Below are 14153 nucleotides of genomic sequence, written 5' to 3'. Positions count from 1 at the left end.
TATAAATTGGTTTATTAAAGAACCAATTATCATTTATTTTTAAAACCAATATGAACACTTTAGGTGATAATGATGATTTGGATTGAATTAGATAGAACTTCAGAAAAACCAATATTTCAACAAATATACGTGAAAATTAAAGAACAGATTTTACGAGGAGAACTTCTTGAGAGGGACCGACTTCCCTCGAGTCGTGATTTAGCTACCATTTTAGACGTGTCTCGAAGTGTCGTTCTCGAAGCCTATGATCAATTAATGGCTGAGGGATACATTAAATCTAAACAAGGAGCTGGAACTTTCGTGGAATCTGGAATATCACTAGAGGGTTTTCCTACGAATGAGGAACGGCCTATCTCTGAAAAAAGTACTGATTCAATAAGTAAGGTAAAGACAAATAATTTCATTGACTTTCGTTCAGGCGTACCTTGTTTAAAAAAGTTTCCTCGAAAAAAGTGGGCCAGTATAGGAAAAGACGTTTTTGAAACGATTGAAGACTCATTATTTGGTTATAGTTCACCTGAAGGAAGTGAAGAGTTACGGGTGGTATTATCAAGCTACCTTTATAGAACTAGAGGAATAAACTGTCATCCTAGTCAAATTATTATCACCTCTGGAGCTACTCAAGCATTCACACTTCTAGCTAAACTATTAGTAAAGACTAACTCCGAAGTATTAATAGAGGATCCAGTAACGAAAGAAATTCCTGAAATTTTTATTGAAAGAGGGGCTAATATTACTCCTATTCCAGTCGATGAATTTGGAATGCAAACAGAATGGCTTACAACGAAAAAAAAAGAAAACATTATTTTCGTTACTCCCTCTCATCAATTCCCTTTAGGTGGAATATTACCCATTCAAAGAAGAATTCAACTTATTAATTTTGCTAAGGAAACAAATAGTTATATTCTAGAGGACGATTATGATAGTGAATTTCGCTATTCTGGTCATCCAGTAAGTTCACTGCAAGGATTATTTCCTGAACGAGTTATTTACATAGGGACTTTTAGTAAAATCTTATCACCTAGTCTGCGAATTGGTTATGTCATTTTGCCAAATGCACTGGTAGAAGAAGCCAAAAATCTTAAAAGATACACTGATTATCACTCTCCAACTATTGAGCAAGTAATTTTAGCACGTTTTATAAAGGATGGACACTTAGAGAAACATGTAGTTAAAATGAGGAAACTATATAAAAAAAAGAGAGATTTCTTAATAGGATGTCTAAAAAAGGAATTTGGAGACCTAATTGAAATCCTTGGTGCTTCAACAGGCATTCACCTAGTTGTTAAATTTAATTTTAAGTTCCCACAAAATATCTTAGATGAAATCAAAAATAAAGGAGTTAATATCTTTTCCGTAGAGAAACATGCTTTAATTAAAGGAAAACACAACAACAAGCTTATTTTCGGATATGGTAATTTAACTGATACGGAATTAGCAGAAGGAGTAAAGCTCTTAAGAAATGTGATAGAAGCAGAGTCAGGACAGAAAAATTAAACAACACTACTAAATAATCCAATAATAGCTGATTTGAAGAAATCCCTTTTTAATGGAAGGAGGGAAGATATTGGTAAAGCAATTGACAATCGATTTATGAAAGCAGGAGTATATTGAGCATGACACCATGATCATCATACAGTTACAACGGAAATGCTTAGAATGATTCGTCTCTCACTCGTCAAAAGCATAAACCAATACCTTATTTACTGGTTCAACGTAATCTATATAAATGGGGTCTAACAAGCAATGATTATGGACAATATAGAGATAGTCTCCCTTGTAAACCTTCCAAGATTTCTACAGGCATTTCCCTGACCTTGATATCCTCACCTAGGAATAATAGCCAACTTATTATTTCCGTTAATTCTTCGGAATGATTAACATTAATAAAGGTCTTTAGAATGGCTGTAGTTTGGTAAGGATTCGTATAAGAAAGTGACATTCTTAACGGATGGTATTTCTTATACTGTGCAATTGCCTTTGGACCAAGTTCAAGGACAAGGTTGATTACTTCCTCCTGCTTACTTAGTTTTTCTAAAATCTTTTTCCTGCTTAATCTATTATTGATAGTGCATGGTTCTACATCTGTGAGATTGTCAACAGGCAAAATCCGTTTCTTCTCTTCCTTTAAATCAAAGCCTTCAATCAGCCACAGGCTTTTCTCACGATAAAGGTTCAAGAGGTAAATAGGATAGGACTTTATAACTTTCTCCTCTCTAATGGTAATCAGTAAATATCTATCCATAATAAGTAATTGGATTAATTTTTCTAACATGGGATGAGGAAGATCTGACAAATCAAGCAGATCAGGATTATTCGGGTTGGTCCCTTCAAATAGCAAGATGCGATTTAAAAGAACAAGGTCATCTTGCTGGGTTTCTGAGATGAGTCCTAGTAATTTTTCAGCTAGTGACTGGCGACTCTTTAAATAAGGGAGCTGTTGGTTTCTCGTAGCCATAAAGGCAATAAAAAGAGCCTTAATTTCATTATCGGTAAAGCGAACAGTCGGCAAGACAGAGTTGTTCATAACAAAATATCCCCCGTCCCTTCCAACTTCTGCGACAAGTGGCATCCCCATCGCTTCAATTTCTCTGATGTCTCTAATTGCTGTCGAACGAGAGATGTTAAATTCTCTCATGATTTCAGAAATTGTAAAGTTGGCGCGGTTGTTAATATACCGCATAATGGTATTAATTCGTTCAACCTTTTTCATCCCGTCCCCCTAAACAGTATCATTTTTTGACATGGTTTAAGTTTATTATATATCTATCAAGTGAAAAGAAGAATCATTTGATTAATTTTTTAAAGAGGAAGTGTTGAATATGGCAGGCTATATGCTAGAAGAAAAAGACAGCTTTATCGTTTTAGGGATTGGAACTGAACTTAAGAGTGATTATACAGACTATGCGGGCATAGCAAAGGAAAAAGCAGACTTTTGGCAAGTAGTCAAACAAGAAGGAAAGCTTGACGCCTTAAAAGCCATTGCCACAAATGACTATATTTTTATCGTAAACGAAGCGGTAAACAACAAGATGATGCATTATGTCGGGGTCATGACAGAGCAATCATTACCAGAAGCGGACAGAATGATTCAATTTCCTAAAGGAGAATACTTAGTAGTTAAAGGGGAAAGTAAGACCGCTGATGAATTGCAGAATATGCTTACTGGCATTGCATTTGGTCAAGTCTTGCCTGAAGCAAAGAATTTCGCCTATGTTGGTGGACCAAATACAGTGGTAGAAATGGGACAGCAAAACGGCTTATTACTTGGTGAGATGTGGATTCCTGTTGTAAGGAAATAAGAAGGATGGAGGGATAGGAATGGCCTATATCGTTGATTTTAAAAATGTGTCTACGATTGGTTTAGAATCTTCACCTGTAGCAGAAGCACTTGCTGGCTTACGAGCTAACGAGGCCCGGTACTTTATGAACAAATATAAGCATGAATTTACGGTTGTACCAGCTAATGAGTCCTGCGAAACTCTAGATTATGTGAACCGGATTTTAAAGGAAGAACGTGGTATTGAATTTGCAGCCAAGCCTTTAGAAACTTCAACCTTTCAAGTAGAAAATATTAAATGGACCTACGTCTTTTATGAGGATGGTCTTGCAATTAACGTTCTGTATACAGTAGATAACCCGAAAAAGCGCGCCGTTGGTTTTAAGCTTTCTGATGGGATGGAAGTACCAAAGGAATTAGAAGGGAAATTTAAGTTTGCTAGGCAGAAATCTAAGTTAGCCGGAACAATCCGAGGCTCGTTTTTTGTTATTAAAGGAGAATATTAACGTTAGTAAAGCAGCACCCCTTCATAAAAATAGAGGTGCTGTTTTTATTTTTGCTTAGCTTTTTTACTTGTGGTACGGTTCATCGCCGCTACTCTACATGAGGTTTTTCCTCCATTAATTATGTTATAGTCCTACTAACTAATAAACCACTCAATTGACTACAAGTAAAATTTACGAGAAAATAGAATATAAAAAAGAATGCTGAAAGGAGGATCTCTGTGGAACATCGCTCTCTAATTCTGCTTGGGTTACTAATGGGACAAAGTCAACATGGATATCAAATTAATGAATTCATCGAAAGAAACTTAAGTACTGTGACAGATATGAAAAAACCCACTGCTTATGCTACTCTGGATAAACTAAATCAAAAAGGTTATATAGATATTCATTTAGTACAAGAAGGAAATAGGCCCACCCGAAAAGTGTACTCTATAAATGAAAGCGGCCGAGTATATTTTTATCAATTACTATTAGATAATCTTTCTTCTGCGGAAAGTGTAAATTACCAAGGGGATATTGGGTTAATGTTTATTGATTTCCTTCCGATGAATCAAGTAATACCGGCCTTGAATGAAAGATTAAAGAAAAATAAAAAGCTCATAGATCTATTTAAACAAACTCCTGAACATGGTATACGAACCGGTGTTAACCTTGCAGTCAAACATAAGATCACCATGTTAGAAGCAGAAATTTCCTTTCTTGAAAATACAATTCAACATCTTATTCAATCGAATTAAAATTTTATATCCAAAAGATTCAAAGGAGCCGATAGAGGGTTCCTTTTTTATTTAAATCTTAATAATAAGTTTTCATAATTAGTCACAATTGACTAATCATGAAAATACTAATATACTTTTATTAGTCAAACGTGACTATTATTATTTACAATAAAGGAGTGACATTCATTGTTTCTTGCTATTAGAGAATTAAAGCATGGTAAATTGCGGTTTCTGATGATTGGGGTTATAACTGTCCTGATTGCTTGGCTTGTATTCATTCTATCTGGATTAGGTAATGGCCTATCCACTCTTAGTGCGGCGACATTTAAAAATATGGATGCCGATTATGTGACGTTTGAAGAGGGGGCAAGAGCCTCTATGAGCCGATCGTTGTTGAATGAATCATTGGCAGAAAAACTAGAAAGCCAACCTAATGTCTCAGCTGCATCAGTAATGGGTGCAACCATGGGAACAGTAATAATTAATTCAGATTTGAATGAAAGTGAAAAAGTAGACATTGCCATGCTAGGAATCAATCCCGGTAGTTTTCTGGAACCTAAAGTAATTGAAGGAAAGCCCCTTCATACTAACCTCCCTTTGGAGGTTATCGCTAATGATACTTTAAAGAAAAAGGGCTTTAAGATTGGTGATACGCTGAAGATTGAAGGATCATTAGAAAAAATAAAAATTGTTGGGTTTGTCAAAAATGAAACATACAATCATTTGCCAGCTATTTTTACTACTCTAGATAAATGGCGCTCTATTCAATTTGCAGCACCTGGTTCTGATAAAGGTATTAAGAAACCTGTGAATGCCATTATGCTGCAAGGAAAAAAAATCGACTCAGCGGAACTAAATCATTTATTTAAGAATACTGAAACAGTCACTAAGGCCACAGCCATACAGGGAATGCCCGGTTATAAAGAAGAGAATGGCACAATTACAATGATGCTCGCTTTCCTTTTGGCCATTTCGGCATTTGTTTTGGGGGTATTCTTCTACGTACTTACGTTGCAAAAATCAAATCAGTTTGGGATATTGAAAGCCATCGGCGCCAGCAATCGTTTCCTTGGAAGAGCTATTGTATCGCAAGTATTTTTATTATCATTCATTAGCATTGTCTTAGCAATCTTGTTAACCTATGGGACAGCCCTTATTCTTCCGGATGAAATGCCATTTTCACTTGATCTGAAATTAGTTGTCCTTTATGCTCTTTTACTACTTATCATTTCGATTTTAAGTTCATTGGCTTCCGTTCGAAAAATAGCAAAAATAGACCCACTTCAAGCGATTGGGAGGATAGAATAATGTCAGGAATACAATTTAAAAATGTCTCTAAACTGTATCAACAGGGTGAAAATCAAGTTCTTGCCCTTGATGATGTCTCCTTAACTGTGGAACAAGGTGAGTTTATTGCCGTCATTGGCCCCTCAGGTTCTGGAAAAAGTACATTTTTGGCGATCGCAGGTGCCTTACTCCAACCTACTAAAGGTGAGGTCATTGTTAACAGTAAAAACCTTAATGAATTAAAATCTAAAGATTTAGTACGAATGCGGTTGGATGAAATCGGATTTATCTTACAAACCAGTAACCTTGTCCCTTATTTAAATGTTCTGGAACAATTACTTGTAGTGAAAAGAATGGCAGGGAAACCTGTGAAACAAGATAAGGAATATGCAAAGGAATTATTACACAGTCTCGGTTTAGCAGCAAAACTGGAAAAATTACCTGAACAGTTATCTGGAGGAGAACGACAGCGTACGGCAATTGCTCGTGCTTTTATAAACAACCCATCTATTATTCTGGCAGATGAGCCAACAGCAAGTCTGGATTCAAAAAGGGCTCATGAAGTGGTTCAACTCATAGCCAAAGAAACGAAAACAAGAAACAAAGCAGCAATTATGGTTACCCATGACGAACGAATGCTGGAATACTGTGATAAAGTGTATCGAATGGAAGATGGCAGACTTCAACATGACGATTCTTTCAGTCTTGAAAAGTGAAGACAATTTTTACAAAAGGATAACATTTTCATAGAAAACTATGGAGGTATAACCAATGATTATAGTAACGAACAGACTTAAAACAAAATTGGGTTTTGCTGAAAAGATGGCTCCCATGTTCACAAAACCAGGACCCCTACAAAAAATGGATGGGTTTATAAAAGTGGAGGTTTTAATTACAAAGAATCTAACAGAATATGATGAGCTAAATGTAAATATGTATTGGAATACTATTGAAGATTTTACCCTTTGGAAAAACAGCACTGCTTTTAAGGAAGCACATACAGGCCCAACCAACACTGAACAGGAATCCCCAATCTTGGGAAGTGAAATCATTATTTCACAGGTTGCTTCGACTTCAGAACCAAATGCATAATAACTTATTAACCCCTACTTCAAATAGTAGGGGTCTTATTTATGAACTGTAAAATATAAAGAATAAATAAATCAGGGAGAAACCGTAAATCTATTTTATCTAATAAAAAACCGCACTTACTTATGATAAGGTTCCCCCCTCATAATCCGAAAAGCCCGATAAACCTGCTCCACCAAAATCAACCGCATCAGCTGATGGGGAAATGTCATCTTGCCAAACGACAACTTATCATCTGCTCGCCTTAACACTTCATCGCTTAATCCCAAAGATCCACCAATTATAAATGTCACTTTGCTCTTCCCGTATGTACCTAACTTATCGAGTGTGTCGGCTAACTCCTCGGATGACTTTTGCTTGCCCTCTATCGCAAGTGCAATAACGTGTGCATCAGCTTGAACTTTGGCAAGGATTCTTTCTCCTTCTTTTTTCTTCACTTGCAGCATCTCGGCATCGCTTAAGATTTCGGGTGCCTTTTCGTCTGGCACCTCAATAATTTCTATTTTAGAATAGCTTGAAAGTCTTTTTGTATATTCTTCGATTCCAAGCTTTAAATATTTTTCTTTTAACTTTCCTACTGTAATAATTGAGATATTCACATGCTTTCCTCACTTTACAAACAAGATATCCACAATACTTATCCACATATCCACAATTTTAATCCACATATAGTATGGAATCACTTGTTCGCCACCATATATATGGCATTATTTTTACAATATTCACAGGTTGTTGATAACTTTTTTTCTTCTGAAATTTGTTCTAAAATCGGAAAGGTTTCATACTCATTTACAACGGAATCTATTGCTATATCAACGTGTTCAGCACAACTATAAATCATATCTTCTTCTCCTTTTACCTCTTACTGTTTTCATTTTTCTAAAAATAATTGTGGATAATATTTCTTCTTGACCTTATTATTAGTTATCCACATTCCATCTTATCATTCTACCTAAAAACTGCAACTACTCTAATGAAATTCCTCTGCTTTTTTCGATAAAACCTTATCCACAAGCATTTCTTTATTTTTTTCAGAAACTATTTCGCTCCATTACATCTATTCAGCAATAGTATCTCCATTCAAAAAATACGTACACATAAAAAAAGTAGAGCGATACCTAAATAAGGCTTCGCTCTACTTTCTTAACTACATTTCTTCCTCTGATAACGTAAGCTCTGTTGTTTCTAGTTTACCGTTTCGATAATATTTCACTTCCATTTTATCGCCGATTTTCTTCTCCGTATATAAATGCTTTCTTAATGCAATTAAATCGACTATTTCTTCCCCATCTAGTTCTACGATAACATCTAGCTCTTTTAATCCTGCTTTTTGCGCTGGAGAATTTCGTGAAACATCTTTTACCGCAACGCCTGTTGTAACATCATTCGGTAATTTCAAAGCTTCCTGCTGATAATAGCCTGGAATATCACTAACAGATTGCAGTTCTACCCCCATATAAGGGCGCTGCACTTCTCCATGTTGTTCTAAATCCTCAATAATTGGAATCGCTGAGTTAATTGGAATCGCAAGTCCAATTCCCTCTACCGCAGATTCAGCAATCTTCATGCTATTAATGCCGATAAGCTGTCCTTCGATATTAACCAGTGCACCACCACTATTTCCTGGATTAATCGCTGCATCTGTTTGAATAACTTCTGATTGCCAATCAGGTGTCCCATCTTCATTTATATCGACAGGGATAGTTCGCTGTAAGCCAGATATGATTCCTTGCGTGACAGAACCAGAAAACGTTAATCCGAGAGGATTCCCAATTGCAATGACTGGTTCTCCTGCCTTTAAGCTGTCGGAATTGCCAAACTCTGCTACTTTTGTTATCTCTTTTGCAGCTACTTCAACTACGGCTAAATCTGTCCAAATATCGGCACCTATTAGCTTAGCGTTAATTTTTTTTCCATCGGATAACGTGACCTCAAGTTCCGTTGCTCCTTGGACTACATGATTATTTGTGACAATAAATGCTTTGCCGCCACTTTTCTTATAAATAACTCCAGAACCTGTGCCCGCTTCTTGGGCTGTTGTTTCATCTGCCCAGAAATTAGAGGACTGCAGATTGGTAATACCGACAACTGAGTCCGCTGCTTTATCCACTGCCTTAGTAATATCCGTTTCCACGTTCAATGAAATATTCTGTGTTTTTATTCCATCAGAATTAGTTACGATTTGCTCATTTTCATTTCCGTTCTGAAAAATTGCTAAGTCCGTCAAACGGGGGCTTAATAATAATACTAGTAATGCTCCTATCACCGCACCTATAAATCCAGAGAAGAAATAGCCTCTTCTTGAGCCTCTCTTTGGCCCATCTCCCCGATTACCGTAATCATACTCCACAAGCTTCATTCCTTTCTAAAGACATAATCTAAAAATCATCCTTAACCTATATCCTTATTATTTTTCCTGTTTTTCAAAAAAACAAACGAAATACTTCAAGAAGTTTTCTCCCTATCATGCCCAAAAGCCTTCCTGCCATACTTTTATTTCTCTAGTAAAAAAAGCGAATATCTGACTATCCGCTTTTTTCGATCCTGCTATATAGCCATTAGCTTTGTTGGTATTCTTGGATCGGTATCAAATAAATGAACTTGTTCCCCCAATCCAACGCCTCGGCTTTCTAATGTCTGTCCAACTGACATCCTTGCTAGATCCTTCATATTATTATCTAAGCTTAAGTGCGCAAGGTATATATGCTTTGTACGATCTCCAATCACTTCACTCATGGCTATCGCAGCATCCTCGTTACAGACATGTCCCACATCACTTAAGATACGTCTTTTAATATTCCATGGATATTTTCCCATCCGCAGCATCTGCACATCATGATTGCTTTCAAATACATACGAATCTGCATTGGAAATAATTCCTTTCATTCGATCACTTACGTACCCAGTATCTGTGATAAGAACGAGCTTTTTCTCCCCTTCATGAAATACATAAAACATTGGCTCTGCTGCATCATGAGATACACCAAAGGATTCAATGGAGACATTGCCGAATGTCTTTACTGTTTCCATATCAAAATGAAATTTCTGCTCGACGGGAATTTCCCCAATGAGTGGATCCATTGCTTTCCATGTTTTTTCATTCGCATAGATCGGCAGTTTATACTTTCTTGCAACAATACCTACCCCTTTAATATGGTCACTATGCTCATGTGTTACTAATATGCCTGTTAGATCACTCATTTTTCGTTCAATGCCTTGGAATAAGCCTTCCATTTGCTTTCCGCTTAATCCGGCATCCACTAAAAAGGAATGTTCTCCTGATTCAACAAAAATGGCATTTCCTGTACTGCCACTTGCGAGAACACTAAACCGCATTTTCTCTCACTCCACTTTCATTTCCTCTGTTTCTGGCTGAATAACTTGTCCATCTAGCGCGTTCACATAAAAATCTTCTTCGTTCACTGTTACTTTCCAAGTTGGCGCAAGCAGCTGTGCCGAAGTATCAAGCTGTGTATAATACCCTAGTTCTATATGACTTACATATGAACCACTTTCAATGAAATTATTCTTAAATAAGTTAAGAATAGCATCAGGCGGCTGCATAATGACCTCTTCTTTATCCATCTCTTTAATGTTTTCTAAATACGTCTGGTTATAAGAAACAATTTTGTTTTCTTCATTGACATTAAAGGTAAGCTCCGCTTTAGGATTACGATACAATGTCTTTCCTGCATGCTGCTGATAGAACTTTATCGTGTTCCCCTTCTTTTCCAAAAAGCGATACTCTGCACCGTTAAGTACGGAATTAAGCAGAAAATCAGACAACTCATCGGGATCGAATTCTTTATCTATACTGATCGGTTTCTCTAGGACTGCTTGAAGATATATGCTATCTCTTACCGTAATTTCTTGACCGCTTAATAATCCCTTTTCCAACTTCTTAATCTCATCATCGGTAAATTTCTTCGATTTGGCAGATAAATATTGATCCTTCACATTATTCACTGGCAGTTTCTCTTTATCGTAATCAATTCCTAGCCGTGACAATGTGTGTGTTGGTGGTTCTGTTGGTAAATCATCGGCCCGCTGGTACTCCTTAATTTTTACATATTCATAAATTAAATAAACATCTAATAGTAAAAAGGCAATGATAAATATCGTCTTTATCTTACTCCAGTCCATCTAAGCTGCCCCCTGTTCCTTCCGAATATAGGGAATACCATTTATGATCATATTGGTAAAACCAAGTTGGCTGTAAAGAAACGATACTTTGCGAATCAACCTGCATATCGTATCCCAGTACGATCTTCTGGAGTTTTTCCATCTTCAGTTTTTTATTGCTTTTAAGATATTTTAGAACATCCTCTCCTGATGAGACAGTCTCTTTCGAAAAATCAAACGGAGTGGTTGTATTAATAATAATTAAATTACTCGTTAACAGGCGCTTTGCCTTATTATCTTCCCAGTATAATCGAATATCGGACAACTCCGTATTTAGATTGAACACAGGCATCCCATTTGTATTGTATAAACGAAAGGTAACCTTTCTATCTTCATCTCGTCCTACATAAAGATAGTCATTAATCCAGCCGCCACGTTCATTAATCAATTCAATACTATTATTTATTATATGGTTCTGAGTCATTTCATTCGAAATGCCTGCAGGTTTAAAGAAACTAACTATATGGGTATCTTTATATATTCGTAATAAACCTGAATCATCCGTATACTCTTCCCAATTTGTCAGAATTTCTTTTTGAGCAATACTAGGCTCTTCAAATAATGCTCTGCTTAAGCGAATAGATTCAATTTGTCTTGTAAAGTATTTATATTTATTTACTTCCTGCTTACCATTAGGCAAGTAAATTAAATACTGGTCATTAGGTTTATAAGAAAAATAAGTGGAGTACACTGTCTTTTCCGCATAAACATTTTCTTTCAATTTATTAAGCTGCTCTATATAGGTTGCATTTATCGATGTTTCATATACTTTCCCTGTTTCTTTAGACAGAAAATAAACCTTTCCATCTTTATAAGAAAACAAGATCGTATCAAAATCAAAGGAATTATCTTGATCAATTCTTAAAATATCTTTGTAAATACGAAAAGGAACTTGCCCTGGAAACCTTATTTCTAGACCATTATTCTGCGCTTCTAAAAAAGTAGCTATACTAGGAATGGTGGAAGATATATTACGGAAATTCCCATAATCAAATTCTTTCAATCTATTTAGAATATGATCTACTTCCTCCTTGGAAATTGTACCATAATGCTGCCCATCGATGTGTTGGTAAATTTCATCAGGTTTTATTACTTCACTGACTTCCTTTTTAGCCCCTAATGCCTCTTGCTTCATAGTAGAACCACTAGTATCCATCGCATCAAACTCTGCACCTTGGTCTGTCCAAAGGAGATAATATAATAACACGCTTAATGCTACCAGCAAGATTAAAATGCCACTTTTTACGTTCTCATATTTCATCCCCAATCATCCTCTTCCGATTGAATATACGGTAGGGTGAAAGATATTTTTGTTCCTTTTCCTTCTTTACTGGATGCCCAAATTCTTCCCCCATGTGCCTCTACCATTTCTTTCGCAATAGCAAGGCCAAGTCCTGTTCCGCCAAGCTTACGTGTTCTCGCTTTATCAACACGGTAGAAACGATCAAATATTTTATCAATGTTTTCTTTTGGAATACCTACGCCATTATCCGATACACTTACGATAATTTGCTGTTCTTGCTCCTTTATAGAAAAAGTAATTTTCCCACCTTCAGGAGAGTATTTCAAGGCATTAGAAATTATATTATCAAGAACCTGTGTCAATTTATCTTCATCAATTTCCACAAAGGCTGCTTTCTTAGGCAATTTTCTTATAAAAATAACATTTTGTTCCTTCGTCAATTCAAAACGATCAATAATACGATTATAAAATACGATGAAATCAACAAGTTCTTTATTTAACTGATAATCACGACTATCCAATTTAGAAAGCTGTAATAAGTCATTTACAAGACGTATCATACGCTCTGTTTCCGTTTGTGTAACATTAAGGAATTTCGGAGCTAATTCGTCATCTTTCCATGCCCCATCATATAGAGCCTCTACATAACTGCGCATTGTTGTTAACGGCGTGCGCAATTCATGGGAAACATTTGCCACAAACTCTTTTCTTTCCATATCAATCTTTTCTTGTTCGGTAATATCGTGGAGAACCGTAATTAAACCATTTACAAATCCTGTTTCTTTTTGGATAACCGAAAAATTCGCCCGTAATACATATGGCTCATAATGGGTACTATAATCCAAAATAACCGATTCTCTTTCCTCGAGAAGTTCCTCAAATGTATACTTTCCATTAAGATCAAGAAGATTAACAATTGGTTCAGAAAGGACTGTTTCACGTGAAACATCCAGCATTTTTGCAGCTGGCTCATTAATAAGAATAATCCGTCCTTTTCTATCTGTCGCAATTACTCCGTCTGTCATATAGGCTAATACTGAAGATAGTTTTCTTCTTTCACTTTCTGTTGTAGCCTGTGACTCTTGAAGCTTCTTAGTCAAATTATTAAAAGTGATCGCCAGCTGGCCAATTTCATCAAATCCATACACTTTTACCTTTCGAGAGAAATTCCCCTTGGATAAAGCAAAGGCATGCTTTTGCATATCAGAGATTGGCTTAGTGATCGTTCTTGCTAACAGGACTCCCAAAATAGCGGTAACAACCAATGTAATAATGGTTCCTTTTTGGAAGATTTGATTGATCTTATCAATTTGTTTATACACATTCTCAATTTTCCCTACCAAATAAATGGCTCCGACTATTTCATCTCCATTTGTCTTTATAGGAGTAATCAGCTCATAGATTTTCTCGCCATTTTTCTGCTTGATCGGATTATCTGGCTGGGAAGAATTAGATAAAACTCGTCTTACCGAATAGTCGACCATTCTCTGGCCAACTAAATTTTGATTTTCCGGGTCCGAAGTTCCAACTATAATACCATTACTATTAACTACTCTAATTTCCTTAATATCAGAAGAATTATTATCACTTAGAATTCTTCTAATATCATCTTCTAACGTTGAATCCCCATTTTCGACGACTCTTTCCTTTACAAGCTGCTCTTCTAAATAAATCGATAAGATATTTACTTTCTCTTGAATCGATACTTTAAAACTATCCAATAAGGTTGTCTGTAAAGTCTTTACAAAATAGACTCCAATAATCTGAATAGAAATTAGAATAAGCAAAACAATTACTACCACAAGCTTCAAATGAATAGAACGAAAAAAACTCACTTTTTTCATTAA

The 14153-nt window shown here is 36.0% G+C and carries 15 protein-coding genes; 7 read left to right on the top strand and 8 right to left on the bottom strand.

Annotated features, from left to right (window positions below):
• The first annotated feature begins 72 nt into the window (after positions 1-72).
• Entirely contained in the window at positions 73-1497 is a 1425-nt protein-coding gene (pdxR, locus tag NiCM35_RS23125; RefSeq protein ID WP_433780816.1) for a MocR-like pyridoxine biosynthesis transcription factor PdxR, read from the top strand.
• Between the two features lie 253 nt (positions 1498-1750).
• Here pdxR and NiCM35_RS23120 read toward each other — a convergent pair whose 3' ends face one another.
• Positions 1751-2713 (bottom strand): helix-turn-helix transcriptional regulator, encoded by a 963-nt coding sequence (locus NiCM35_RS23120; protein ID WP_095333272.1) that lies wholly within the window; start codon positions 2711-2713, stop codon positions 1751-1753.
• A gap of 109 nt (positions 2714-2822) precedes the next feature.
• Between NiCM35_RS23120 and NiCM35_RS23115 the strand changes: the two genes are divergently transcribed.
• The 6 genes from NiCM35_RS23115 (at position 2823) to NiCM35_RS23090 (ending at position 6884) form a co-directional block, all read left to right on the top strand.
• Positions 2823-3302 (top strand): GyrI-like domain-containing protein, encoded by a 480-nt coding sequence (locus tag NiCM35_RS23115; RefSeq protein WP_095333270.1) that lies wholly within the window; start codon positions 2823-2825, stop codon positions 3300-3302.
• A gap of 19 nt (positions 3303-3321) precedes the next feature.
• On the top strand, positions 3322-3786 hold the full coding sequence (locus NiCM35_RS23110) for a DUF8821 family protein (RefSeq protein ID WP_095333269.1): 465 nt from the start codon (positions 3322-3324) through the stop codon (positions 3784-3786).
• Positions 3787-4004: 218 nt separating this feature from the next.
• A complete protein-coding gene (locus NiCM35_RS23105; RefSeq protein ID WP_095333267.1) occupies positions 4005-4523 on the top strand; it encodes a PadR family transcriptional regulator in 519 nt (172 codons plus the stop codon).
• 168 nt (positions 4524-4691) lie between these two features.
• Positions 4692-5813, top strand: coding sequence for an ABC transporter permease (locus NiCM35_RS23100; RefSeq protein WP_433780802.1), 1122 nt, complete (start codon positions 4692-4694; stop codon positions 5811-5813).
• Positions 5813-6508, top strand: a complete 696-nt coding sequence (locus NiCM35_RS23095; protein ID WP_095333264.1) for an ABC transporter ATP-binding protein — start codon at positions 5813-5815, stop codon at positions 6506-6508. The genes NiCM35_RS23100 and NiCM35_RS23095 overlap by 1 nt, the downstream gene beginning before the upstream one ends.
• Positions 6509-6563: 55 nt before the next feature.
• Positions 6564-6884: a heme oxygenase gene (locus tag NiCM35_RS23090; protein WP_095333262.1), complete on the top strand. Its 321-nt coding sequence runs from the start codon at positions 6564-6566 to the stop codon at positions 6882-6884.
• A gap of 116 nt (positions 6885-7000) precedes the next feature.
• Here the strand turns inward: NiCM35_RS23090 and rlmH are convergent, their stop codons facing one another.
• From rlmH to walK, 7 genes are all read right to left on the bottom strand, one after another.
• Positions 7001-7480: a 23S rRNA (pseudouridine(1915)-N(3))-methyltransferase RlmH gene (gene rlmH, locus NiCM35_RS23085; protein WP_433780801.1), complete on the bottom strand. Its 480-nt coding sequence runs from the start codon at positions 7478-7480 to the stop codon at positions 7001-7003.
• An 80-nt stretch (positions 7481-7560) separates the two neighbouring features.
• Positions 7561-7722, bottom strand: coding sequence for a CxxH/CxxC protein (locus tag NiCM35_RS23080; RefSeq protein ID WP_095333260.1), 162 nt, complete (start codon positions 7720-7722; stop codon positions 7561-7563).
• A 306-nt stretch (positions 7723-8028) separates the two neighbouring features.
• Positions 8029-9240, bottom strand: coding sequence for a S1C family serine protease (locus NiCM35_RS23075; RefSeq protein WP_249877416.1), 1212 nt, complete (start codon positions 9238-9240; stop codon positions 8029-8031).
• A gap of 188 nt (positions 9241-9428) precedes the next feature.
• Positions 9429-10217: an MBL fold metallo-hydrolase gene (locus tag NiCM35_RS23070; RefSeq protein ID WP_047941022.1), complete on the bottom strand. Its 789-nt coding sequence runs from the start codon at positions 10215-10217 to the stop codon at positions 9429-9431.
• A 6-nt stretch (positions 10218-10223) separates the two neighbouring features.
• Positions 10224-11024, bottom strand: a complete 801-nt coding sequence (locus NiCM35_RS23065) for a two-component system regulatory protein YycI (protein ID WP_123258643.1) — start codon at positions 11022-11024, stop codon at positions 10224-10226.
• Entirely contained in the window at positions 11011-12324 is a 1314-nt protein-coding gene (locus tag NiCM35_RS23060; protein ID WP_249877415.1) for a YycH family regulatory protein, read from the bottom strand. Before NiCM35_RS23060 ends, NiCM35_RS23065 begins: the two co-directional genes overlap by 14 nt.
• A complete protein-coding gene (gene walK, locus NiCM35_RS23055) occupies positions 12321-14150 on the bottom strand; it encodes a cell wall metabolism sensor histidine kinase WalK (RefSeq protein ID WP_095333252.1) in 1830 nt (609 codons plus the stop codon). The genes NiCM35_RS23060 and walK overlap by 4 nt, the downstream gene beginning before the upstream one ends.
• Between the last annotated feature and the right edge of the window lie 3 nt (positions 14151-14153).

The sequence above is a fragment of the Niallia sp. M35 genome (genome assembly GCF_050971705.1).
Classification (GTDB): Bacteria; Bacillota; Bacilli; order Bacillales; family Cytobacillaceae; genus Niallia; species Niallia circulans_A.
This window is presented reverse-complemented; position numbering and strand designations above follow the sequence as displayed.

Bases quoted from the DNA above. Each gene is read 5' to 3' on its own strand.
- NiCM35_RS23060 (WP_249877415.1), bottom strand. From the start codon at position 12,324: ATGAAATATGAGAACGTAAAAAGTGGCATTTTAATCTTGCTGGTAGCA.
- pdxR (WP_433780816.1), top strand. From the start codon at position 73: ATGATTTGGATTGAATTAGATAGAACTTCAGAAAAACCAATATTTCAA.
- NiCM35_RS23090 (WP_095333262.1), top strand. From the start codon at position 6,564: ATGATTATAGTAACGAACAGACTTAAAACAAAATTGGGTTTTGCTGAA.
- NiCM35_RS23070 (WP_047941022.1), bottom strand. From the start codon at position 10,217: ATGCGGTTTAGTGTTCTCGCAAGTGGCAGTACAGGAAATGCCATTTTT.
- NiCM35_RS23075 (WP_249877416.1), bottom strand. From the start codon at position 9,240: ATGAAGCTTGTGGAGTATGATTACGGTAATCGGGGAGATGGGCCAAAG.
- NiCM35_RS23095 (WP_095333264.1), top strand. From the start codon at position 5,813: ATGTCAGGAATACAATTTAAAAATGTCTCTAAACTGTATCAACAGGGT.
- walK (WP_095333252.1), bottom strand. From the start codon at position 14,150: ATGAAAAAAGTGAGTTTTTTTCGTTCTATTCATTTGAAGCTTGTGGTA.
- NiCM35_RS23115 (WP_095333270.1), top strand. From the start codon at position 2,823: ATGGCAGGCTATATGCTAGAAGAAAAAGACAGCTTTATCGTTTTAGGG.
- NiCM35_RS23065 (WP_123258643.1), bottom strand. From the start codon at position 11,024: ATGGACTGGAGTAAGATAAAGACGATATTTATCATTGCCTTTTTACTA.
- NiCM35_RS23120 (WP_095333272.1), bottom strand. From the start codon at position 2,713: ATGAAAAAGGTTGAACGAATTAATACCATTATGCGGTATATTAACAAC.
- NiCM35_RS23110 (WP_095333269.1), top strand. From the start codon at position 3,322: ATGGCCTATATCGTTGATTTTAAAAATGTGTCTACGATTGGTTTAGAA.
- NiCM35_RS23080 (WP_095333260.1), bottom strand. From the start codon at position 7,722: ATGATTTATAGTTGTGCTGAACACGTTGATATAGCAATAGATTCCGTT.